The organism is Pseudarthrobacter sp. O4 (assembly GCF_050157025.1).
In the GTDB taxonomy this organism is placed as follows: domain Bacteria; phylum Actinomycetota; class Actinomycetes; order Actinomycetales; family Micrococcaceae; genus Arthrobacter.
The window spans coordinates 3284330-3305504 of record NZ_CP189591.1 but is presented as its reverse complement, the minus strand read 5'-3'; the positions used below and the strand labels follow the sequence as shown (position 1 = coordinate 3305504).

Here is a 21175-nt window from a genome sequence, read left to right as displayed (position 1 = left end):
GAGCTGCCCTTGAGGGGCTGGCTGGCCGCGGTTTTCGAAAGCGTGCGTCTAAGCGTGGGGCCCCCGCCGTCCGGGTTCCCTGGCCGTGGGGCCACGCCGGCGAGGGACCCGGCCTGAGCTTGCGAAGGCTGGGAGCCGGTGGGGACTTGCGAGGTTAGGGAGACGGTGGGGAGAACGAGCGAGCACGCGTGAAAACTGGGGCCAGCCGGTCCCGGTGCCGGGGACGGCAGAGGATACCGGCCGCGACGGCACCCGGGCACCCGAAGGGCTACTTAGCGCGCTTGTAGAAAGGCAGTGCCACTACTTCGAACGGCTCCGTCTTGCCGCGGAGGTCGATGTCCAGGGCCGTGCCGGGCTCGGTGAACGCGACGTCGACGTAGGCCATCGCGACCGGGAAGCCGAGGCTCGGGCTGGGCTGGCCGGAGGTGACTTCGCCGACCACGTTTCCGTCCTTGAGGACCGGGTAGTGGCCGCGGCCGGCCCGGCGTCCGAGGCCCTTGAGGCCAACGAGCTTGCGGCCCGTGGTGGTTCCGGCGCCGGCTTCCTTCTTGGCGGCCAAGGCGGCCTTGCCGACGAAGTCACCTTCCTTGGACAGCGCGACGACGGGTCCGAGTCCGGCGGCAAACGGGTCGCCGTCCAGCGAGAGTTCGTTGCCGTACAGCGGCATACCGGCCTCGAGGCGGAGCGAATCGCGGGAAGCGAGACCGGCGGGTGTCAGCTCCCCGTCCTCGGCGATGGCGACGATGGCCTGCCAGAGGGCGGCGGCGGAGTCGTTCGCCACGAAGATCTCGAAGCCGTCCTCACCGGTGTACCCGGTGCGGGCCAGCAGCAGCTCCTGGCTGGCCCCGCCGACCATGAAGGGGACGTCCACGGCGGCGTAGTACTTGAGCCCGGTGACGAGCTCGTGCTGCGCGGCGGGAACCAGGCGGAGCAGGATTTCCTGGGCCTTGGGGCCCTGGACGGCGATCAACGAGGTCGAGGCGGAGGCGTCCTCGACGACGACGTCGAAGCCCCCCTCTTTGCCGGAACCGGCCCTTTCAGCCAGGGCCGCGGCCACGACCTTGGCGTTGCCCGCGTTGGGGACCACAAGGAATTTCTCATCGCCACGGCGGTACGTGATGAGGTCGTCGATGATGCCGCCGCCCTCGTTGCAGATCAGCGAGTACTTTGCCTTGCCGATGGACATGGTGGAGATCTTGCCCACGAGGGCGTAGTCCAGGAAGGCGGCGGCGCCCGGGCCGGTGACCCAGACTTCGCCCATGTGGGAGAGGTCGAAGAGGCCGGCGGACGCACGGACGGCGTGGTGCTCGGCCAGCTCGGAGCTGTACTTGAGCGGCATCTGCCAGCCGCCGAAGTCCGTGAAGGAGGCGCCGAGCTTCTTGTGCTCTTCGTACAGGGCCGTGTAGTTCTCAGTCATCGGTGGCTGTCCTTAGTTCGCGGAGTCGTCGGAGTGGTCCTCGACGGCTTCTGTGTGGTCCTCGAACGCTTCAAGGGGAGGGCACGAGCAGATCAGGTTCCGGTCGCCGGCGGCGCCGTCGATCCGGCCGACCGGCGGGAAGTACTTGTCCTGCTTGAGCGTGTGGACCGGGAAGACGGCCTGCTCGCGCGGGTATTCGCGGGTCCAGTCGGTGCTGATGACGGCCGCGGCTGTGTGCGGGGAGTTGCGCAGCGGGCTGTGCTCGACGGTGAAATCGCCGTGCGCCACCTGGTCGATTTCGGCGCGGATGGAGACCATGGCGGTAATGAAGCGGTCGATCTCGCCAAGGTCCTCAGATTCGGTGGGTTCGACCATGAGGGTGCCGGCCACCGGGAACGCGAGGGTGGGGGCGTGGAAGCCGTAGTCGATCAGGCGCTTGGCCACGTCCTCGGCGGTCACGCCGGTCTTGGCCGTGAGTTCGCGCAGGTCCAGGATGCATTCGTGGGCCACGAGTCCGCCTTCGCCGGTGTAGAGCACCGGGAAGAAGTCGTTGAGTCGCGCCGCGATGTAGTTGGCCGCGAGCAGCGCCGACTTCGTGGCCTCGGTCAGGCCCGTACCGCCCATGAGCTTCACGTAGGCCCAGGAAATCGGCAGCACGCCGGCGGAGCCGTAGCGGGACGCGGAGATCGGGGTGCCGTCGGCGCCGTTGGCCGGATCCGCGGCGTTGCCCGGCATGAACGGGGCCAGGTGGGCCTTGGCCGCGACCGGGCCGACGCCGGGTCCGCCGCCGCCGTGCGGGATGCAGAAGGTCTTGTGCAGGTTCAGGTGCGAGACGTCGCCGCCGAACAGGCCGGGCTGGGCCAGTCCGACGAGGGCGTTGAGGTTGGCGCCGTCGATGTAGACCTGGCCGCCGGCGGCGTGGACCGCGTCGCAGACCTCGCGGACGTCGGCGTCGTACACACCGTGCGTGGACGGGTAGGTGATCATGATCGCGGACAGGGCGTCCTTGTGCAGCTCGATCTTGGACTGCAGGTCGGCGTGGTCGATGGTGCCGTCGGAGGCGGTGGCGACGACGACGACCTTCATGCCGGCGAGCACGGCCGAGGCCGCGTTGGTGCCGTGCGCGGAGGCCGGGATCAGGCAGATGTTGCGCTGCTCGTCGCCGCGGGACAAGTGGTAGCCGCGGATCGCCAGCAGGCCAGCGAGCTCGCCCTGGGAACCGGCGTTCGGCTGGATGGAGACCTGGTCGTAGCCGGTGATCTCGGTCAGCTGGGCTTCCAGGTCCTCGATCAGTTCGCGCCAGCCGGCGGTCTGGGAGTCCGGGGCGAAGGGGTGGATGGAGGCGAACTCCGGCCAGGAGATGGCTTCCATCTCGGCCGTGGCGTTCAGCTTCATGGTGCAGGAGCCCAGCGGGATCATGGTGCGGTCCAGCGCGAGGTCACGGTCCGAGAGCCGGCGGATGTAGCGCAGCAGCTGCGTCTCGGAGCGGTGGGTGTTGAACACCGGGTGCTGGAGGTAGTCGGAGGTGCGCTCGACGGCGGTGTCCAGGCGGAAAGCGGAATCGTCACCTGAGTCAGTGTCTGAGTCATCGCCGGATTCTGCGTCTGAGTTAGTGTCTGTGACAGTCGCGCCGAAGGCGGCGACGACGTCGGCGACAATGGCCGCCGTCGTGGCCTCATCGGCGGAGATCCCGACCGTGTCCGCGTCGATGACGCGCAGGTTGATCCCCTTAGCCTCGGCGGCGGCAATGATGTTCGCGGCCTTGCCGGGGACGGAGACGGTGACGGTGTCGAAGAAGGACGTGTGCAGCACGTCCAGGCCGGCGGCCTTCAGCGAGGCGGCGATGGTCCTGGCGTGGCCGTGGGTGGTCTCGGCGATCGCCTTCAGCCCGTCCGGGCCGTGGTAGACGGCATAGAAGGAGGACACGATCGCCAGCAGCGCCTGGGCGGTGCAGATATTGGACGTCGCCTTCTCGCGGCGGATGTGCTGCTCGCGGGTCTGCAGCGCCAGGCGGTAGGCCGGGACGCCGGCGTTGTCCTTGGACACTCCCACGAGGCGGCCGGGCATGGACCGCTCCAGGCCCTTCTGGACGGCCATGTAGGCGGCGTGCGGACCACCGAAGAACAGCGGGACGCCGAAGCGCTGGGCGGAGCCGACGGCGATGTCGGCGCCCTGCTCACCCGGAGGGGTAATGAGGGTCAGGGACAGCAGGTCGGCTGCGACGGTGACGAGCGCGCCGCGTGCCTTGGCGTCCGCGATCACGGCGGTGTGGTCGAACACACGGCCGGAGACGCCGGGCTGCTGGAGGACGACGCCGTTGATGACGCCGTCGGGCAGGCCCTTGGAAAGATCGGCGATCTCGACCTCGAAGCCGAGCGCTTCGGCGCGGCCCCTCACGATCGCGATGGTCTGCGGCAGGCAGTCGGCGTCGAGGACGGTTTTGCCGTCGTGGGCGGTCTTGTTCTTGTTTGCCCTGCGCATCATCAGCACGGCTTCGGCGACGGCGGTGGCTTCGTCGAGCAGGGAGGCGTTGGCGATCGGCAGGCCGACGAGGTCCTGGACCATGGTCTGGAAGTTCAGCAGCGCCTCAAGCCGGCCCTGCGAGATTTCGGGCTGGTAGGGCGTGTACGCCGTGTACCAGGCGGGCGCCTCGAGGATGTTCCGGCGGATGACGGCCGGGGTCAGGGTGTCGTAGTAGCCCTGGCCGATCATCTGGACCGCGGTCTTGTTTTTGCCGGCCAACTTGCGCAGTTCGGCGAGGACCTCGACTTCGCTGAGGGCTTCGCCGAGCGCCAGCGGCGAATCCTGCCGGATGTCTTTCGGAACGGCGGTGTCCACCAGCGCATCGACGGTGTCGTAGCCGACAGCCTTCAGCATGGCGTCGACGTCGGACTGGCGGCGGGCGCCGATGTGCCGGTCAACGAAGGACGTGGAGGCTGGGGTAACAGTCACAAGGAACTCCATAACTAAGGCGGCGCAGGGTACGCCACATTGATTCGGGTTCCTCCCCGCTCTGTATTGGACCTGAGAGTTTCCGCGCAGCCGCGCGTTCGCAGGGCTCCGCTTGCACCGTCGGTGAGCACAGCATGTCAGAGGACAGCCTGCTACTTTCCAGAGTCGCCTTGCCGCGGCGGTACATGGGCCTGAGAGATTCCTGGGGAGGGTTTGCTCCTACGGCGCCCGCTTGTACCTACAAGCAGAACTCTCCCGCCGCAGATCAAAGGCATATTCAATTGCTCGTGACAACAGTCACAGCTCCCATTGTCCTATGGCGGGCGCGCGTCCGCAAACCAATGACCGGACCCAGGCGAGAGAGTTACGCCCCAGGACCGCCGTCGGACGCGAAATCGCGGGAAGACTGCGGATTCGCCGGAAAATCCCGAAATTACGGCGACCCCGCGCGCTTCCGGCGACCTCGGCGGACGGGAGTTGCCCGGCCGTCCGGCTCAGCCACGCAGCCGTTCGACGGCGGCCAGCAGGCTCGCGACATCCCCGCTGACCTGTGGGAGCGGTCCGCCCGGTCCTCGGGCCAGCATCGCGTTGAAGTAGAGCCCGTCGCCCATGTAGAGCACCGCCTTGGCCATGCCCGGCCCGACGTCGGCAGCGAGCAGTTCCAGCCAGCCCGCCTGGGCGGCGGCAATGCGCTGCAGTGTTTCTTCGTGGGCCACTTCGGCCAGCCGGGTGGCGGCGACGAACACGCGGTCCATCGGGGTGTCCGCCCAGACCGAGGATTTGATGAAGTATGCGGCAGCCCCTTCCGGCGCGGCGGCCATCCTCCCGAGGTCCTCGCCGAGGAGCCGGTCGAGCCGCTCCAGCAGCACGGAAACCATGGCTTCCTTGCTCGGGAAGTGGTACAGCAGTCCCCCCTTGGAGACCCCGGCCCGCCTGGCGACGGCGTCCAGCGTGGCGGCACGTTCGCCCTCTTCGATGAGCAGGGATTCGAAGGCGTCAAGGACGGCTTCGCGGGCGACGGGTTTTCTGGGCATGGGTCCCATCATGCCTGTCCGGCCCGGAATTTCTTAACTGTACCGTCTGGACGGTATAGTTATTAATTATGAGGACTACATCGATTCCTGCAGCCACCGCCACAACGCCGGCATCCGCCCCGCGGGCCCCGCGGGCGCCGTGGCGCGACTGGCTGGCGCTGTCGCTGCTGATGTTCCCGGTGCTGCTGGTCGCGGTGGACAACACGGCGCTCACCTTTGCGCTGCCCGCCATCGCCCGCGGCCTGGACGCCTCCGGGGTGCAGTTGCTGTGGATTGTGGATGCTTATCCCCTGGTCCTGGCCGGGCTGCTCGTGGCCATGGGCAGCCTGGGCGACCGGATCGGACGCCGCAGGCTCCTTTTCATCGGCAGCACGGGCTTCGCGGCGGTCTCGGCTGTCACCGCCTTCGCGCCCAGCGCCGAATGGCTGATCGCCGGACGGGCGGGGCTGGGCTTCTTCGGCGCGATGCTGATGCCGTCCACCCTGTCCCTGATCCGCAACATCTTCCCAGAGCCGAACCGGCGCCGGCTGGCCGTGGCCATCTGGGCTGCGGGTTTCTCCGGCGGCGCCGCCCTGGGCCCGATCTTCGGCGGCTGGCTCGTGGAGCACTTCTGGTGGGGCGCCGTCCTGCTCGTCGCTGTGCCGATCATCCTGCCGCTGCTGGCGCTCGGGCCCATCCTGATCCCGGAATCGCGCGATCCGAATCCCGGCCGGGTGGACGTGCCCAGCATCGTCCTGTCCCTCCTGGTAATGGTGCCGGTGGTCTATGGCATCAAGGATCTAGCCACCCATGGCCCCGCCCCGGCGCCCCTGGCCCTGATCGGCTTCGGCCTGCTCATGGGATACGTCTTCATCCGGCGGCAGCGGGCCCTGCTGCGAGGCGGTCAGGAACGCGGGGCCGCGGGCTGCACGGCGGCCCCGCTGCTGGACGTCAGCCTCTTCGGCAACCGGGTCTTCAGCACGGCCATCACGGCAAACGTCCTCGCCCTGTTTTCCTACAATGGCTTCATCCTCTTCCTGGCCCAGCACCTGCAGCTGCTGGAAGGCCAGTCCCCCTCGGAATCCGGCGTCGCGATGGTTCCGGCCCTGATCGCCACCGTCGCGGCCGGCCTGCTGGTAGTGCCGCTGGTGCGGAAGATCCGGCCGGGCTTCGTGGTGGCCGGCGGCCTGCTGCTGAGCGCCGCGGGCTACTTCCTGGTGGCCTTCGGCGACCACAGCAGCGGCCCGGGGATCCTGTTGGCGGCCCTGCTGGTCCTCTGCCTGGGCGTCGGGGCCGCGGAGACCATCTCTAACGACCTGATCCTCGGTGCGGCGCCGGCGGAGAAATCCGGCGCGGCTGCTGCCATTTCCGAGACCGGCTACGAGGTTGGTTCACTGCTGGGTACGGCCATCCTCGGCTCCATCCTGACCGCCTCGTACCAAGGCAATCTCCGGCTCCCGGGCGGCGTCACCGGGGCGGCAACGGCGGACGGGGTTGCCCAGGCCGGTGAAACGCTCGCCGGAGCGGTGGAACTCTCGCAAGCCCTTCCCGGCCCGCTGGCGGAAGCAGTGATGGCGGCCGCTCGTGCCGCCTTTGATTCGGGCGTACATGTCACGGCCGCCATCGCACTGATACTGATGGCGGGAGCGTCAGTCCTTGCCGCCGTCGTCCTGCGGAAGGTGCCGACCGCCAAATAGCGGGCTGGATTCAGTTGCCCTCGACGTACGCCTTGAGGGCGTCGAGCAGCTCGCCGGTGCCTTCCTTGCGGCCTGCCACCTGCGCCTGGTCGCTGTCCCGGGTACCGGTGAAGAAGGCGCCCTGTTCGGTCAGTGTCAGCAGGGTGCCGCCGCCGTCGGGCTCCAGCTCGAGGGTGCTGAGCGAAACGGACATGCGCTCCCCGTCCAGCAGCATTTCGTAGCTGTAGACGATCCGCTGGTTCTCCACGATGTCGTGGTAAACCGCGTGCATCGTGGAGACGAAGCCGCCGACGGGGCCGCCGACGTCGGTTTCGCGGCCGCCCACCCGGAAGTCCAGGCTGGACTCGCCCTGGTTCCATTCGGGCGGGCCCGCGAACCACTTCTTCTTGCTCGGATGGTCGGAAAACGCGTGGAAGACGCGCGACGGCGGGGCGTTCAGCCTGCGTTCCAGGCTGAAGCTGGCGTGCGTTACCGGGGTGTTCATGGTGGGCTCCTGGAATTGGTTCAGTCGGGAGGCTGGGGCGGGCGGTCCGGGCTGTCCTCACCCAGAAAGCCCTCGAGCCGGTCGAGGCGTCGCTCGGCCGGCGTCCGGCGCTGGCCCAGCCAGTTTTCTGCACGCCGGACCGTGGCAGGATCGATGCTGCAGCTGCGGACCCTGCCGATCTTTTCGCTGCGGATCAGGCCGCTGGCTTGCAGGACCTGAAGGTGCTGGACAATCCCGGGCAGGCTGATCGGAAACGGCTCCGCGAGCTGCGAAACCGTCGCCGGGCCCTCGCAGAGCCGGGCGACGATGGCGCGCCGGGTGGGGTCGGCGAGCGCATGGAATACGCCGTCGAGCTCCCGCTCCCCCTTCTGGCCCGCCTGATTGTTAAGCACATACTTAAGTATTCACCGACCCGTCCGGATGTCAAGGCTTAAAAGCCAAGCGTCCGACGCCGGGAAGAACCCGGCGCCGGACGCTTGGACTGCGGTTTGGCTGAGTGTGGGATGCTACTTCTTGCTGTCCGCGGTGGTGACGCTGGCGGTGGCGCGCATGGTCTCCGCGTTCACCATCCAGGCGAATTGCTCGAACTTGGCGATCAACGCGTGCAGCAGGTCCGCCGTCGTGGGGTCCTCTTCATCCACTTCGTCGTGGACCTTGCGCATGGTACCGACCGCCGCCTCGAGTGCCGCGACAATCTTGTCAATGGCGTCCTTGGTGCTGATCAGGCCGGCCGGGAATTCCGCGAGGGAAGTGGACTTGGAAACCGTGGAACTGCGGCCATCCGGCAGGGCGTGAAGGGCACGCATACGCTCGGCCATGTCATCCGCGAAGGTGCGGGCGGCGTCGACGATCTCATCCAGCTGAAGGTGCAGGTCCCGGAAGTTCGCCCCCACGATGTTCCAGTGCGCCTGCTTGCCCTGGACGTGAAGTTCGATCAGGTCCACGAGCACTGCCTGACAGTTCGCGGTAAGCGTAGGTGTTGCTTTCATGCGTCCTCCTGAGTAGGTCCAATACCGTTGCGTCCGATACCGCAAGGCCGATGCTTCCGACGCTACCCCAGGGGCCAGCAGGACGGCGACCGTCCCGCCGAAATTTCCCCGGCCAGCTTGCTAAGGGGCTTACTATCTGCCGTGCAGGAAGCTCAGACCGCCTCGTTGAGCATCGGCCCCTGCGGGAAAATGGCCCGGGTGATGCCACCCGCTGTGGTCTCGGCCAGCTGGGAAAGGTAGTCGTTCCGGCGCCGCGGCGTGATCCGGGACTGCGGTTCAAAGGTCTGCTCGGGATCGTCCGCGTAGTGCGCGGTCAGGCCGTCGCGCATGAGCCGGATGGCTTCGGAGCGCTGCTGGGACACAGCCGCGTGGGTGGAGCCGAGTTCCGCGGCCAGTTCCTTCACGGTGCGGTCGCCGAAATAGATCTCCTCGACGACGTAGCGCATGCGCTCCGGGAGCGACTTCACGGCTGCGCGCAGGTACTGCAGCCGTTCATCGGCGAGCACGGAGTGCTCGGGGGACAGCGTCTCCGCTGCCAGCGTGTCTACGACGGCGTCGTCGAGCGGGGTCAGCGTTCGGGACGCATCGGCCAGGGCTGCCTCGACGACGCTCTGCTGCACGCCCAGGGCGGAGGCGATCTCGTCGACGCTGGGCGTACGTCCGAGGGCGGCGGCCAAGGTCTCCTGGACGGACATGGTTTCCTTGATCCGTCGCCGCGCCGAGCGGGTGGCCCAGTCGCTCGCACGCATCTCGTCCGCGAACGCGCCGAGGATGCGCCGGCGGGCAAAGGCTCCGAAGGGTACGCCGAGGTCCGGGTCGAAGGAGTCGGCCGAGGTAATCAGGGCGACGGCACCCGCTGACGCCAGGTCATCGCGGGAAAGGTGTGACGCTTTCGAGCACAAATCTGAAACGAGGTAGCCCACCAGCGGAAGGTGCTGTGTGACCAGCTCGTTGCGTTCTACGCGATTCAATAGTGTGTCCCCCCATGAGACCGGATCCGAAGCGTCAAACCACTTAAAACACCGAGAGCCGCACCCGCAAACGGTCCCTCACTCCCCCATGGGAGGCGGTGTTCGATACCCGGGCGCAGCACCCATGGAGGAAACTTATCACCCTATCAACAATCTGCGTGTACCCTCAGGAAAAAGCTTGGCTGAAACTGCGGCAGCACTGTTTCTGCCGGCGTGGCGACTAAAGGGGGCGCATGAGTGCAGGTGATCTTTCGGCAGCTCTCTGGCAGGAGCGCCGTCAGCTGGAACTGCTCTTGTTCAGGCTCGAGACACAGCGCCTGCATGTCCTGGCGGGGAACTTCCAGTGGCTGAGTGTCACCGCCACCGAAGTGGAGAGTGTCCTGGACCGCCTGCGCTTTCAAGCGCTGGCCCGGAGCGTCGAATCGGCGGCCGTGGCGGCGGAATGGGGGCTGCCGGCCCAGGCCACCCTCGTCGAACTGATCGCCGGTGCGCCGGCCGGTTCCTGGCAGGAGGTCCTGGGCGAGCATTTGGATGCTCTCCGGGACTTGCTCCGCCAGCTCAACGACACTGCGCGGTCCACCGAAGAGACCCTGCGTCAGCGGAGCCTGCCGGCATCTTCCGGCGCTTCCCCCGGTGGGGCGTCCGGGACAGGGTCCGCGTCCGGGACGGATACCGCGGAGATCCTTGAAGAGCTGACGACTGCCGCGAACGTACAGCGCGCCCTGATCATAAACCGGCGGACAACGCAGCCTATGCTGGCGCAGTACCTCGGCGGCGAGCGGGGCTAATACCGGGCCGGGCGACGCGTCAGTCAGCGCTTCCGGCAGAAGCTGGGGGCAGTAGCCCGCGCAGCGCGTCCTCAGTATCCGGTCCCGCCCCGGCGCCTGCTTCTGCTGCCGCCCGATTTGCCGCGGCAATCGCCTCGATGACTTCCCGCCGCTGGATCGGAACGCCTCGGGGCGCCTCGATGCCTATCCGAACACCGTCGCCGCGGCCTTCCAGAACCGTGATGACGATGCCATCGCCGATCATGATCTGTTCGCCCGGCTTGCGTGTAAGTACCAGCATCCTCTCAATCTACCCTTCGCAGTGTGGGACTGCGGACGAATCCCGGCGCTTGGAGCCGCCTAGTTGAGCTCATCTCAGCTGCTCACGACTGTGGCCTGGCCTGAGTCGGCCCAGCCGACGGGTAGTCCCAGCCCGTGGACGGTCTCCGGTGTGGCGGTTTCCGCCGCCCCGACGACGGCTACAGCACTGACGTTGAGCTGGGAGGCAAGGACGCTGACCCAGCGTGCAGTGTCCTCATGCTTGCGCCCGGCATCCACCACCACCCAGAGCTGGTCTGCGGAGATTGCGGCTACGGACTGCAGCCGCGCGACGGCGTCGCGGGCCTTTCCAAGCCCGAAGGCAACCAGCACAGTCTGGTCCGTGAGCACCGCGTGGGCGCGGGCCGCCGTCGCGCTTTGACGGCCGTCCACGTGCAGATGCCCGTAGGCGGACAGCTTCCCCGCAGTGCGCACGTCCGCGCCGCCGGCTGCCATGGACATCGCCAGGGCCGCGTCCAGCGCGTCCTCCCCCAGGCCGACGAGGACCACCAAGTCACCGACCCCGGACAGCGGGACCGGAACGGTTTCGCGGGGCTGCGCCGGCGCGGCGGACGTGCCGTCATCGGGCCCCGGCACTGGCGAAACAGGCACCCGCGGAACCGGCACGTCCGCGGTGCCGGCAGCCGGAGCGCTCAGCCCGGCGCCGAGCTGCTCGAGCAGTTCGGCGAAGTCCGGCGACTCCGTTGACACACCGGTGTTGCCGGACCGGTGCAGGTTCAGCTCGGCCGCGTCGGCCTCTTCGAGCAGGGCCGCGATGGCGGCGGCGTGCAGCTGGTGCGAGGGTGCAGCGGACGCCGTCGCAGCGGACGGTACGGCACCCGCTGCGGGGGGCGGCGCAGCCGCGGCCGACGCCGGGGCGGGCGCCGGGGCGCTGGTTCCGGCGCCTTGAGCGCCGGCGGGCGGCTGCTGGCTGGCGCCGTTCGGGCTGGCGCCGTTCGGGCCGGCGCTCTTATTGCCGGCACGCGCCCGGGCGTCAGCGCCTGCATCCGCCTCGGCGAGGATGTCCGGTTCGGGAACCACCTCGCCCGAGACGACCTCGTGGCTGGTCAGCACCTCGACGATCGCCTCGTAGCGGTCGCCAGCGAAGAGGCCGGCGATTCCGGGGCTGGTGACGCGTTCCGCGGAGACGATGCGGGCTGCGGGGCCGTGCTGCCGTTCCGCCTTGCGGCGGATCTCCTCGAGCGAGGCTCCCTTAAGCCGATAGCGGTTCGGCATGGCGCACGACTCCTACTGTTTCGATCCGGACGTTGGCTGACGTGACTTCGCGGTAGGACAGCACGGGCACCGAGCCGGCATGGGCCCCGACGAGGCGGCGGATCGCCGGGCGGAGCGCCGGCGCGCAGACCAGCACGGCCTGGCGATTGGCCGCGGCAGCGGAGTCAACGGCGGCGGCCACCGAGCGCAGCACGGCGTCGAGCCTGTCCTGGCCCATGACGATCTGGCTGCCGCCCTCGGCCGGCCGCATGTCCTCCAGCATGGACTGCTCCAGGAGCGGGTCGATCATGATCACGTTGAGCACCGGGCCGTCCATGAACTTGGCCGTCAGCGCCGGACCCAGGGCCTGGCGGGCGGATTCCACCAGCGACTCCGGGTCCGTGGAGATCTTGGCGCGGAGCGTGAGCGCCTCGTAGATCCGCGCGAGGTCATTGATCGGCACCTGTTCGTCCAGCAGGCCCTGCAGCACGCGCTGAAGCTCGGCCAGGGAGAGGAGCGCCGGGGTGAGTTCGTCGACGGCGGAGGGGCTCTGCTTCCGCACGCCTTCGGTGAGCACCCGGACATCCTCGCGGGACAGCAGCCGGGCGGCGTTGGCCGTGACGATCGAGGACAGGTGCGTCACCAGGACGGAGACCCGGTCGATCACGGTGGCTCCGGTCATCTCGGCGTTGTGGCGCATTTCCGCCGGAATCCACTTACCGGCGAGGCCGAACACCGGCTCGATCATCGCGGCGCCGGGGAGCGAGTCGAGGTTGTCGCCCAGGGCCAGCATCTGGCCGGTGGGCGCGGTGCCGCGGCCGGCTTCCACCCCGGCGATCCGGATCGCGTAGCTGGCCAGCGGCAGGTCCACACTGTCCCTTGTGCGGACCGGTGGGATCACCAGCCCCAGCTCCATGGCGATCTTGTGCCGCAGGGACCGGACCCTGGCCAGCAGGTCATCGGATGCTCCGGAGACCATGTCCACCAGGTCCGGTGCCAGCAGGATCTCGACGGGGTGGATGCGCATGTCCTCGAGCAGCTTCTCGTTCGGATCCATTTCCGGGAAGTTGAGCGCGTTGGCCTCGGCGTCGCGGGTGTTTTCCTCCTGCCGCTGCCTGGCGGCGATCCGGCGGGACGCGAAAAGCAGCCCGGCGCCGACGAGCAGGAACGGGATGGGCGGCATGCCGGGGATCAGTGCCATGGCGATGGCGGCAAGACCCGCGATCATGAGCGCGTTGGGTGACTGCAGCAGCTGGGTGGAGGCCGTGCGGCCCATGTCCGATTCCGCGTTGGACCGGGTGACGATCATGCCGGTGGAGACTGCCATCAGGAGGGCAGGGATCTGGGTGACGAGCCCGTCGCCCATGGTCAGCAGGCCGTAGGTGTTCAGGGCATCGCCGATCTCCATGCCGCGCTGCAGCATGCCGAGGGCGATGCCGCCGACGAAGTTGATGATGATGATGATGATGCCGGCGATCGCGTCGCCCTTGACGAACTTCGAAGCACCGTCCATGGCGCCGTAGAAGTCCGCCTCCGCCGAGACCTCGGCCCGCCGCTCGCGGGCCTGGGTATCGGTGATCAGCCCGGCGTTGAGGTCGGCGTCGATCGCCATCTGCTTGCCGGGCATGGCATCCAGGGTGAAGCGGGCGCCCACCTCGGCCACGCGTTCGGCACCCTTGGTGACCACCACGAACTGGATGACCACGAGGATGAGAAAGACGACGGCACCGATGATCAGGGAGCCGCCCACCGTCACCTTGCCGAAGGCTTCAATGACCTGCCCGGCGTACCCCTCCCCCAGGACCAGGCGGGTGGAGGCGACGTTCAGGCCCAGCCGGAACAGCGTGGCGACGAGCAGCAGCGACGGGAAGACGGAGAAGTCCAGCGGCTTCTTCACGAACATGCTGGTCAGCAGCACCAGCAGTGCCAGCAGGATGTTGCAGACAATGAGAAAGTCCAGCAGCGGCGCCGGCACCGGAACAACCAGCAGCAGCACGATGCCCACGATGCCGATGGGCACTGACAGTCGGGCGAGCCTGTTGTTCATGGTGCGGTCCTTTCACAGACGCTGGTTCGAAAAGTGTTCATGCCGGGCTTGCTGCCGGGCTTCCAACGGCTGTTCCTACGGCAGGGGCCGCGCTGCCCATCCGGTGCATTCCGGAGGCGGCGCCGCGGGCCTTGAGCGCCATGACGAAGGCGAGCACTCCGGCCACGGCGCGGTAGAAGTCCACCGGGATCTCCTGGCCCAGCTCGCAGGCTCCGTGGAGTGCTCTGGCCAGCGGGATGTCCTGGACCATCGGCACGTTCTTCGCCTCGGCCTCTTCCCTGATCCTGGCCGCCACGTGTCCTGAGCCTTTGGCCACCACGCGGGGCGCGGATTTCCCTGGTTCGTACTTGAGGGCCACCGCCACGTGAGTGGGGTTGACCAGAACGACGTCGGCGTCCCCGATCGCGGCGATCATGCGGTTCCGGCTCATCGCCATCTGCCGTGCCCGGCGCTGGGACCGGATGAGCGGATCGCCTTCGCTGTTCTTGTTCTCGTCCTGGACTTCCTTCTTGGACATCCGGGTCTTCTTCCGGTTGCGCCGCATGACCACGAAGAAGTCCGCGGCCGCGAGCACGATTCCGGCGGCCACGGCGAACTGGACGAGGGAGGAAATACCGCCGGCCGCGGCCTGCACCACTCCGGCCACCGGCAGTCCCCCGGCGCTCAGCAGGACCGGGATGAGTCCCTGCACCACGCTGTACAGCACAAGCCCCACCACGCTGGCCTTCAGCAGCGCCTTCACGCCGCCCCAGACCGCCTGGGCCCCGAAGGTCCGCTTCAGCCCGCTGAGCAGTTTGAAGTGCTCGAAGTCGAGCTTGAACTTCTTCAGGTGCACCCCGCCCTGGAGCGCGGAGCCGGCGAGGACCACGATGAACACGACGACCAGCATGGGGCCGACGATCCCGGCGATCGCGGTTAGTCCGTCCTCAAGCGCCTTGACGGCCTTGCCCGGATCGGGCTCGGCGACGATGCCGCGGATGCTGAAAAGCTGGTCCGTCGCGGCGCTGGAGGCACGGTCCACGGTGGCCGGGATCATGATGGCGGCGGCACCGACGCCGACCCACGCGGTGAGGTCCTGGGACCGGGACAGCTGGCCCTTGGAGCGCACCTCCTTCATCCGTTTGTCGGTGGCTTCTTCGGTTTTTTCCTGTGAATCCGCCATCAGCCCACCCCCAGCACTGTCTTGGCTGCCTGGCCGGCGAGGCTGGAGACGATTCTGGGCAGCGCCAGGAACATGAAGCCCGCCAGCGACAGCGTCAGGAGGATCTTCAGGGGGAAGCCCAGGGAGAAGGCATTGAGCGCCGGGGCCACGCGGGTCAGCAGGCCGAGTCCGACGTCGGCGAGGAACAGCACCACGATCAGCGGTCCGGCGATCTGGACCGCGGAGAGGAACATGCCGGTGACCGCCGTCGTCATCGCCTGCACCGGCTGGGCGAGGTCGATGCCGCCGGCCAGCGGCAGGGCCGCGAAGCTTCCGGTCAGGCCGGTGATGACGAGTTGATAGCCGTCCGAGGAGAAGAGCAGCGCCAGGGCCGCCATCTGCAGGAGGCGAGTGAACTGGGCGCCGTTGATATTCATCTGGGGGTCGAAGGCCTGGGCCATCTGGAAGCCGCTGAAGAGATCAATCAGGCTGCCGGCGGACTGGATGGCGGCGAAGATCACCAGGACCAGGAAGCCCAGGGCCAGTCCGGTGACGAGTTCCAGGACGATCCCCGTGACGAAGCCGGCGGTGTCCCGGGCCGCGTAGCCGACGGACACGCGCGGGGACACCGCGAGGCCCAGCCCGAGGCCGAGCATGGCCTTAATACGTGCCGGGAAGGCCTGGTGTGCGAAGGGCGGGGCCACGATCAGGAACGCCGTCATCCGGACGGTGGCCAGCAGGAGCGCTTCCAGCCACGTCGGGTCGATCGGAATGCCCACCTCACAGGCCTCCGAGCAGGGACGGGATCTTGGCGAAGAGGTCATTGGTGAAGGCGACCATCTCCGAGATCATCCAGTGCCCGCAGACCACCAGGGCAACGGCCACGGCGGCGGCCTTCGGCACAAAGGACAGGGTGGCTTCCTGGAGCTGGGTGATGGACTGCAGCAGCGAGATGGCCAGGCCAACGACGAGGGCCGTCACGAGCACCGGCGCGGAGAGTTTGGCGGCCACGATCATGGCCTGGAGGCAGATGTCCAGGACGGCGTTGGCGTTCATCCGGTGCCCGCATAGCTCTGGATCAGCGCGGTGATGATGAGGCCCCAGCCGTCCACGAGGACGAAGAGCAGGATCTTGAACGGCAAGGAGATCATCACTGGCGGCAGCATCATCATGCCCATCGACATCAGGGCCGCGGAGACCACGAGGTCGATCACCAGGAACGGGATGAAAATGACGAAGCCGATGATGAACGCGGCCCGGAGTTCGGAGATCATGAAGGCCGGGATGAGGGTCTGCAGCGGCACGGACTCCGGGGTCGCCGGGTTCTCCGCACCCGCGGCGCGGGACATCAGGGCGATGTCCTCTTCCCGGGTGTGGGCCAGCATGAAGTGCTGCAGCGGGCCGGACGCGGCGCCGACGGCGCCGTTGAAGTCCAGGGTTCCGTTGAGGTACGGCTGGATCCCGATGTTGTTCATCTCGTTGATGACGGGCCACATCACGAAGATCGAGAGGAACAGGGCGAGGCCGGCGAGGACCTGGTTGGGCGGGATGGACGGAAGCGAGAGCGCGTTGCGGGTCATGGCCAGGACCACGAAGATCTTCGTGAAGGACGTCATCATCAGCAGCAGGGCCGGCGCCACGGAAAGCAGCGTGATCCCGATCAGGGTCAGCACGGCCGTGGACGGTTTGCCGTCCATGCCGTTGATCTGGATGTTGACGCTGCCGTCGTCGGGGTTTGCCGGATCCGTCGGGGCCACCGGCGGGGTGGGAACGATGGGGGCGGCGTGGCCGGTGGCAGCGTTCAGCCACAGCAGCAGGACGGCAAGCAGGACAGCGGCCAGGCCCAGCACGAATGCCCTGGCCGGCGGGAGCCGGTCAGGGGCGGCAACTGCCAGGCGTGCGGAAGTGCGGCGTGTGGAAGTGCGGCGGGCGGCGGGCAGGCGGATCAATTGCGGCGTCCGCTCCTGAGAGCGGCAGCGGCCTGCTTCCAGGTGGAGCCGGCAAGAATTGAACCGTGCAGGGGCGGGTGTCCTGCCGTGGCAGCGCGGGTCGCGGGTCCACGGCCATGGGAATCCCGGTGCAGGGTGCTGCGGCGTGACAGCGGGACGTTGTCAGCGACATCGCCGGCGCCGTCGTGGCCACCGTCCTGTCCGCCGTCCCCGTCATCCGGGGTGTCGTCGTGGCCGCCGTCCTGGATCCTGTCCAGTCCGCCGTCCTGGCCGCCGGAAAGGGGGCCGAAGACTGCGAGGATCCGGGCGAATTCCCCCGTGCCGCGGCGCGTCTCCGGTGCGGCGGCGTCTTCCGCTTCCAGCGGGATATCGCCCGTGTGCAGGACATTGACGGCGTGCTCGGTGACCCCGAGCAGGAATCGCTGGCCGGCGGCGTCGACCACTACCACCGAGGCCTTCTGGCCGACGCTCTGGCGGCTGACGACGGTCAGCGCGCGGTCAGCCCGCCGCCGTCCGGTGCCCTGGCCGAGCCGGCGTTGCAGGAACCACATGAGGCCCAGCACCGCGCCCAGGGCCACGAGTACCCGCAGCCCGAGGATCAGCGAGTCCATTCAGCTGAGCCCCTCGGCCACGTCCAGGATGCGGGTGATCCGGACGGCGTAGTCCTGGTCCAGGACCACCACCTCGCCGTGCGCAATCAGCCGGCCGTTGAGCAGGACATCGGCCGGGGCGCCCGCGGAGCGGTCCAGTTCGATGATCTTGCCCGGTTCGAGGGAAAGCACGTCGCGCACGGACATCCTGGTGCGTCCGATCTCGACGGTCAGCGCCATTTCGATGTTGTTGATCCGGCCCAGGCGGCCCGCCACGGTGTCCCCGCCGCTGATCACGTCTCCGCGGTCCTGCCCGGTGCTGTGCTCACGGAGGCGGACGGCGAACCAGGCCGCGGCGTTGCTGCCGTCGGAGAGTTCGAAAACGGCCGTGTCCGGGTCGGAGAGCAATCCGGAGGCGTCGGATTCGCGCAGGTCGCTGAGGACGCCGGCGCCGAAGACGGAGCTGGCGCTTTCCATCGCGGGGCGCAGCACATCGGTCACCGAGACGTGCCCCAGCTGGGATCCTGCCCCGGCCGCTTCATCGAGGAAGGTGCGGTCGCTCAGCATCAGCGCGAGGTCTGCCGTGACCGCACCGACGAAGGTGGCGGTGACGGCCTGGCGGGCGTACGCCGCGGCTGCCCGGGCGGGCACCAGCGCGACAACCTTGAGGGCCACCGGGCTCGGCAGCTCCTCGACGAGCCGCTCCGCCGACAATTCGTGCTTGGTCAGGGTGATGCTCATCGGTGGTTCTCCTCGATTGTGACAATGACTGCAGCTGCCCGGGATCCGTTGCGGGCCGGGGCCGCGGTGGCCAGCCTGGTGCCGTCCAGGGTGACGTCAAACGGCCGGTTTTCCAGGTGCGGCAAGGTGAGCACGTCCCCCACGGCGAGGCCAAGGACCTGGTTGGGGGTGACGAACGACGTCGAGAGCCGCACGGACAGCTCGACGGGAACCCGCTCCAGCTGGGCGCTGACGCGGGCCGATGCATCCCCGCGGTTGTCCGTGGGGTTGACCTTCTTGAGCCGCCCCAGCAGGATGCTGGCCGGAACGGCCAGGGTGGCCGGGGCGCTGATGTTGCCGACGTTCATGGTGAACGCGGCGACGATCATCAGTTCGCTGGGCGCGGCCGCCTGGGCGAACTGGGAGTTGTACTGGATGGTGTCCACCCGGACGGCTTCACTCAGGAGCGGTCCGAGGGAGTAGCCGAGGTCTTCGAGTGCCTCGTCCATGAGTCCCTTGATCAGGGCCTGCTCGATCTGGGTGAATTTGCGGTCGGGCATGGGCGCATCGTTGGAGGCGCCGAGCATCCGGTTTACCCAGCCGAGCGCCGCCGGGGCCGGGAACTGCACGACGAGCTTGGAATCGTGGGTCTCGACCGTGCAGAGCACCATCGCCGTGACGGCGGGCAGGGACGCGGCGTACTCGTCGTAACTGACCATGCTGACGTCTTCGAGCCGGACGACGGACTTGACGCGTACTTTGGCGGTCAGCTGGGTGCCCCACTGGCGGGCGAAGGTTTCAAAGGCCAGTTCCAGGACGCGGCTGTGTTCCCGTGCCAGTGTCGCGGGACGCCGGAAGTCATAGACGCTGACGGTCCGCTCCCGTACCACTTCCCGCTCATCCATAACACTCACGGTTGTCACTATCGGCCAGGGATCCGCCGCCGTAAGCAGTGCGGCAGCTATTTCTGGGTGAGCTTCAGTGCCTCGGGAATGAGCGCACGGACGACGTCGGGCTGGTCGGACACGATCACGATGTCCACCCGGCGGTTTCGCTCCATCAGCTCGGGGGTGGAGTCGTCGTTGACCTGCCGGGCGGAGCCGAAGGCGACGGCGCCGATGGTTCCGGGTGCGATCCCGCCGCGGTCCACCATGTAGCGCAGCACGTTGACGGCGCGCGCCGAGGACAGCTCCCACGTCGACGGGTAGGAGGTGACGCCGTTCGCCGCGTGGCCCTCGACCATGATCTCCAGTGCTGCGGGGCCAAGGACCGGAGAGATGATCCGCAGGACCTGGGACGCGCGGTCAGTCAGTTCGGGCCGGTCAGGGGCGAAGAAGGTCTGGGAGCCGATGAGTTTGACGGTCAGGCCGCGCTGGTCGATCTGGAATTCCACGTTCTCGCTGAGTCCGGCGGCGGCCAGACCGGCCTTCATCTGCTCCTCCAGGGCGCGCAGGCGGTCCACTTCCTTCATTGCCGCAGCCAGGGCGTCGGGGGTGACGGGGGCGTTGGGGGTGACCGGGGCGGCGAAGGCTTCCGAGTCTTTGTCCGCCAGTTCCGGTGGCACGACGGTTCCTGAGGCGGTGTCCACGGTCTCACTCACGGTCGCCCCAAAGCCAGTGGCCAGGGAGTTGCGGAGCTTCTCGAATTTGTTGGCGTCCACCGTGGACATTGCGTAGAGCACGATGAACATGCACATGAGCACCGTGACCATGTCCATATAGGAGGCCATCCAGCGTTCGTCGACGTGGTGCTCTTCCGGCCTCTTGCGCGGGCGCCGCCTGGGACTCACGCGGCCTTGTCCACGGTGTCCGCGTCCTTGCCGGCACCCTTTCGGCCGCCTCCGGAGGCTTTGAGCTGGTGTTCGGGAACCATGGACCGGAGCCGTTCGGCGAGCAGCAGGGGCTGGGCACCCGACTGCACGGCCAGCACGCCTTCCATGAGCAGCGTCATCCGTTCGATGTCCAGCTCGGACAGGCGGGCCAGACGCGAGCTGAACGGGAGCCAGATGAAGTTGGCGGAGAGCAGGCCCCACAGGGTGGCGATGAACGCGGCGGCGATCATGTGGCCCAGTTCGTCGGGCTTGGAGAGGTTTTCGAGGACGTGGGTCAGGGACACCACGGTGCCGATGATGCCGATGGTCGGGGCGTAGCCGCCCAGGCTGGCGAAGAACTTCGAGTTGGCGTGGTCGCTGCGCGACTTGGAGTCAATCTCGTCCTCAAGGAGCACCCGGAGGTCCTCGGCGTCGGTGCCATCGGCAATGTTTTGCAAGGCGCGGGCCAGGAAAGGATCCTTGACGCTGGCGGCCTCTTCCTCGAGGGACAGCAGCCCCTCGGAACGCGCCTTTTCGGCGAAGCGGACAATCTGGTCGATGCTCTCCTGGGGCTTGGACGTCTTCCCCATGAACATCTTCGGCAACGCCTTGAAGGCCTGCAGCACGTCCTTAAGGGTGTTGCCGGCGAGGCCGACTGCAAGCGTGGCACCAAAAACGAGGATCATGGGGGCAGGCAGCAGGAGGGAGGAAATGCTGGCGCCCTCCATGGTCACCATGGCTATGACGGAGCCAAAGGCGAGGAGCAGCCCGATGACTGTAGCGGGATCCATGGCTTACTTTCTTGGTTGCTCAGGCGCGGGGCGGGTGGCGTCGCTCTCGGGGTCCGACGTCGGCACCAGGCTTAGCGGGTAGCCCGTGACTGCGGGAAAATCCCGCGCCTTGCTGAGGACGTAGGCCCGGTAGTCGGCGATGAGTTCGACCACTTCCGCGAGGCTTTCGAGCACCACGTAGGCGGCGCCGTCGAGCGTCACCACGTGCGTGTCCGGGCTCTCGTGGATCCGTTCAATCAGATCCGGATTGACCGCGAAGCGCGTTCCGTTGAGGCGTGTGACGACGATCATGGGCCGATTCTGC

General features: G+C 67.8%; 22 protein-coding genes and 2 riboswitches. Of the genes, 2 read left to right on the top strand and 20 right to left on the bottom strand.

Annotation, left to right across the window (positions count from 1 at the left end):
- Nucleotides 1-268 precede the first annotated feature (268 nt).
- The 3 genes from gcvT to ACQCSU_RS15415 form a co-directional block, all read right to left on the bottom strand.
- Entirely contained in the window at nt 269-1417 is a 1149-nt protein-coding gene (gene gcvT / locus ACQCSU_RS15425; protein WP_426976144.1) for a glycine cleavage system aminomethyltransferase GcvT, read from the bottom strand.
- Between the two features lie 12 nt (nt 1418-1429).
- Nucleotides 1430-4381 (bottom strand): aminomethyl-transferring glycine dehydrogenase, encoded by a 2952-nt coding sequence (gcvP, locus tag ACQCSU_RS15420; protein WP_426976143.1) that lies wholly within the window; start codon nt 4379-4381, stop codon nt 1430-1432.
- A gap of 39 nt (nt 4382-4420) precedes the next feature.
- A riboswitch (glycine riboswitch) is annotated at nt 4421-4537 on the bottom strand.
- 1 nt (nt 4538) lies between these two features.
- A riboswitch (glycine riboswitch) is annotated at nt 4539-4637 on the bottom strand.
- 226 nt (nt 4638-4863) lie between these two features.
- Entirely contained in the window at nt 4864-5403 is a 540-nt protein-coding gene (locus ACQCSU_RS15415; RefSeq protein WP_426976142.1) for a TetR/AcrR family transcriptional regulator, read from the bottom strand.
- A 68-nt stretch (nt 5404-5471) separates the two neighbouring features.
- Between ACQCSU_RS15415 and ACQCSU_RS15410 the strand changes: the two genes are divergently transcribed.
- Complete coding sequence (locus ACQCSU_RS15410; protein WP_426976141.1) at nt 5472-7079, top strand: MFS transporter; 1608 nt, start codon at nt 5472-5474, stop codon at nt 7077-7079.
- A gap of 10 nt (nt 7080-7089) precedes the next feature.
- Here ACQCSU_RS15410 and ACQCSU_RS15405 read toward each other — a convergent pair whose 3' ends face one another.
- From ACQCSU_RS15405 to ACQCSU_RS15390, 4 genes are all read right to left on the bottom strand, one after another.
- The gene (locus ACQCSU_RS15405) at nt 7090-7563 is read right to left on the bottom strand and encodes an SRPBCC family protein (RefSeq protein ID WP_426976140.1); all 474 of its coding nucleotides are present in this window, start codon (nt 7561-7563) and stop codon (nt 7090-7092) included.
- Between the two features lie 20 nt (nt 7564-7583).
- On the bottom strand, nt 7584-7955 hold the full coding sequence (locus ACQCSU_RS15400; protein ID WP_426976139.1) for an ArsR/SmtB family transcription factor: 372 nt from the start codon (nt 7953-7955) through the stop codon (nt 7584-7586).
- Between the two features lie 114 nt (nt 7956-8069).
- Complete coding sequence (locus ACQCSU_RS15395) at nt 8070-8552, bottom strand: Dps family protein (protein ID WP_426976138.1); 483 nt, start codon at nt 8550-8552, stop codon at nt 8070-8072.
- Nucleotides 8553-8704: 152 nt separating this feature from the next.
- The gene (locus tag ACQCSU_RS15390) at nt 8705-9523 is read right to left on the bottom strand and encodes a sigma-70 family RNA polymerase sigma factor (protein ID WP_426976137.1); all 819 of its coding nucleotides are present in this window, start codon (nt 9521-9523) and stop codon (nt 8705-8707) included.
- Nucleotides 9524-9756: 233 nt separating this feature from the next.
- Between ACQCSU_RS15390 and flgN the strand changes: the two genes are divergently transcribed.
- Entirely contained in the window at nt 9757-10311 is a 555-nt protein-coding gene (gene flgN, locus ACQCSU_RS15385) for a flagellar export chaperone FlgN (RefSeq protein ID WP_426976136.1), read from the top strand.
- A 19-nt stretch (nt 10312-10330) separates the two neighbouring features.
- Here flgN and ACQCSU_RS15380 read toward each other — a convergent pair whose 3' ends face one another.
- The 13 genes from ACQCSU_RS15380 to ACQCSU_RS15320 all read right to left on the bottom strand — a co-directional run bounded on the left by ACQCSU_RS15380 (nt 10331) and on the right by ACQCSU_RS15320 (nt 21162).
- A complete protein-coding gene (locus tag ACQCSU_RS15380) occupies nt 10331-10591 on the bottom strand; it encodes a carbon storage regulator (RefSeq protein WP_354248220.1) in 261 nt (86 codons plus the stop codon).
- A 74-nt stretch (nt 10592-10665) separates the two neighbouring features.
- Nucleotides 10666-11844 (bottom strand): hypothetical protein, encoded by a 1179-nt coding sequence (locus tag ACQCSU_RS15375; protein ID WP_426976135.1) that lies wholly within the window; start codon nt 11842-11844, stop codon nt 10666-10668.
- Nucleotides 11822-13870 (bottom strand): flagellar biosynthesis protein FlhA, encoded by a 2049-nt coding sequence (locus ACQCSU_RS15370; RefSeq protein ID WP_426976134.1) that lies wholly within the window; start codon nt 13868-13870, stop codon nt 11822-11824. The genes ACQCSU_RS15375 and ACQCSU_RS15370 overlap by 23 nt, the downstream gene beginning before the upstream one ends.
- A gap of 37 nt (nt 13871-13907) precedes the next feature.
- Nucleotides 13908-15032 (bottom strand): EscU/YscU/HrcU family type III secretion system export apparatus switch protein, encoded by a 1125-nt coding sequence (locus ACQCSU_RS15365; protein ID WP_426976133.1) that lies wholly within the window; start codon nt 15030-15032, stop codon nt 13908-13910.
- Complete coding sequence (locus tag ACQCSU_RS15360) at nt 15032-15790, bottom strand: flagellar biosynthetic protein FliR (protein ID WP_426976132.1); 759 nt, start codon at nt 15788-15790, stop codon at nt 15032-15034. Before ACQCSU_RS15360 ends, ACQCSU_RS15365 begins: the two co-directional genes overlap by 1 nt.
- Nucleotide 15791: 1 nt before the next feature.
- Nucleotides 15792-16067: a flagellar biosynthesis protein FliQ gene (gene fliQ / locus ACQCSU_RS15355; RefSeq protein ID WP_354248230.1), complete on the bottom strand. Its 276-nt coding sequence runs from the start codon at nt 16065-16067 to the stop codon at nt 15792-15794.
- Entirely contained in the window at nt 16064-16906 is an 843-nt protein-coding gene (gene fliP, locus ACQCSU_RS15350; protein ID WP_426979809.1) for a flagellar type III secretion system pore protein FliP, read from the bottom strand. The genes fliQ and fliP overlap by 4 nt, the downstream gene beginning before the upstream one ends.
- A gap of 50 nt (nt 16907-16956) precedes the next feature.
- Nucleotides 16957-17571, bottom strand: a complete 615-nt coding sequence (gene fliO, locus ACQCSU_RS15345) for a flagellar biosynthetic protein FliO (protein WP_426976131.1) — start codon at nt 17569-17571, stop codon at nt 16957-16959.
- Nucleotides 17572-18291 carry a flagellar motor switch protein FliN gene (gene fliN / locus ACQCSU_RS15340; RefSeq protein ID WP_426976130.1) on the bottom strand — a complete coding sequence of 240 codons (720 nt, stop codon included), beginning with the start codon at nt 18289-18291 and terminating at the stop codon, nt 17572-17574. It abuts the gene before it with no gap.
- Entirely contained in the window at nt 18288-19175 is an 888-nt protein-coding gene (locus ACQCSU_RS15335; protein ID WP_426979808.1) for a flagellar motor switch protein FliM, read from the bottom strand. The genes fliN and ACQCSU_RS15335 overlap by 4 nt, the downstream gene beginning before the upstream one ends.
- Before the next feature lie 56 nt (nt 19176-19231).
- On the bottom strand, nt 19232-20059 hold the full coding sequence (locus ACQCSU_RS15330) for an OmpA/MotB family protein (RefSeq protein ID WP_426976129.1): 828 nt from the start codon (nt 20057-20059) through the stop codon (nt 19232-19234).
- Nucleotides 20056-20871: a motility protein A gene (locus tag ACQCSU_RS15325; RefSeq protein ID WP_426976128.1), complete on the bottom strand. Its 816-nt coding sequence runs from the start codon at nt 20869-20871 to the stop codon at nt 20056-20058. Before ACQCSU_RS15325 ends, ACQCSU_RS15330 begins: the two co-directional genes overlap by 4 nt.
- A 3-nt stretch (nt 20872-20874) precedes the next feature.
- Nucleotides 20875-21162 carry a flagellar FlbD family protein gene (locus tag ACQCSU_RS15320; RefSeq protein WP_426976127.1) on the bottom strand — a complete coding sequence of 96 codons (288 nt, stop codon included), beginning with the start codon at nt 21160-21162 and terminating at the stop codon, nt 20875-20877.
- Nucleotides 21163-21175 lie beyond the last annotated feature (13 nt).

What these genes read in the sequence shown, in the direction of transcription:
- gcvT (WP_426976144.1), bottom strand. Translation starts at nt 1,417, where the DNA reads ATGACTGAGAACTACACGGCCCTGTACGAAGAGCACAAGAAGCTCGGC.
- gcvP (WP_426976143.1), bottom strand. Translation starts at nt 4,381, where the DNA reads ATGGAGTTCCTTGTGACTGTTACCCCAGCCTCCACGTCCTTCGTTGAC.
- ACQCSU_RS15415 (WP_426976142.1), bottom strand. Translation starts at nt 5,403, where the DNA reads ATGCCCAGAAAACCCGTCGCCCGCGAAGCCGTCCTTGACGCCTTCGAA.
- ACQCSU_RS15410 (WP_426976141.1), top strand. Translation starts at nt 5,472, where the DNA reads ATGAGGACTACATCGATTCCTGCAGCCACCGCCACAACGCCGGCATCC.
- ACQCSU_RS15405 (WP_426976140.1), bottom strand. Translation starts at nt 7,563, where the DNA reads ATGAACACCCCGGTAACGCACGCCAGCTTCAGCCTGGAACGCAGGCTG.
- ACQCSU_RS15395 (WP_426976138.1), bottom strand. Translation starts at nt 8,552, where the DNA reads ATGAAAGCAACACCTACGCTTACCGCGAACTGTCAGGCAGTGCTCGTG.
- flgN (WP_426976136.1), top strand. Translation starts at nt 9,757, where the DNA reads ATGAGTGCAGGTGATCTTTCGGCAGCTCTCTGGCAGGAGCGCCGTCAG.
- ACQCSU_RS15380 (WP_354248220.1), bottom strand. Translation starts at nt 10,591, where the DNA reads ATGCTGGTACTTACACGCAAGCCGGGCGAACAGATCATGATCGGCGAT.
- ACQCSU_RS15375 (WP_426976135.1), bottom strand. Translation starts at nt 11,844, where the DNA reads ATGCCGAACCGCTATCGGCTTAAGGGAGCCTCGCTCGAGGAGATCCGC.
- ACQCSU_RS15370 (WP_426976134.1), bottom strand. Translation starts at nt 13,870, where the DNA reads ATGAACAACAGGCTCGCCCGACTGTCAGTGCCCATCGGCATCGTGGGC.
- ACQCSU_RS15365 (WP_426976133.1), bottom strand. Translation starts at nt 15,032, where the DNA reads ATGGCGGATTCACAGGAAAAAACCGAAGAAGCCACCGACAAACGGATG.
- fliQ (WP_354248230.1), bottom strand. Translation starts at nt 16,067, where the DNA reads ATGAACGCCAACGCCGTCCTGGACATCTGCCTCCAGGCCATGATCGTG.
- fliO (WP_426976131.1), bottom strand. Translation starts at nt 17,571, where the DNA reads ATGGACTCGCTGATCCTCGGGCTGCGGGTACTCGTGGCCCTGGGCGCG.
- fliN (WP_426976130.1), bottom strand. Translation starts at nt 18,291, where the DNA reads ATGAGCATCACCCTGACCAAGCACGAATTGTCGGCGGAGCGGCTCGTC.
- ACQCSU_RS15335 (WP_426979808.1), bottom strand. Translation starts at nt 19,175, where the DNA reads ATGGATGAGCGGGAAGTGGTACGGGAGCGGACCGTCAGCGTCTATGAC.
- ACQCSU_RS15325 (WP_426976128.1), bottom strand. Translation starts at nt 20,871, where the DNA reads ATGGATCCCGCTACAGTCATCGGGCTGCTCCTCGCCTTTGGCTCCGTC.
- ACQCSU_RS15320 (WP_426976127.1), bottom strand. Translation starts at nt 21,162, where the DNA reads ATGATCGTCGTCACACGCCTCAACGGAACGCGCTTCGCGGTCAATCCG.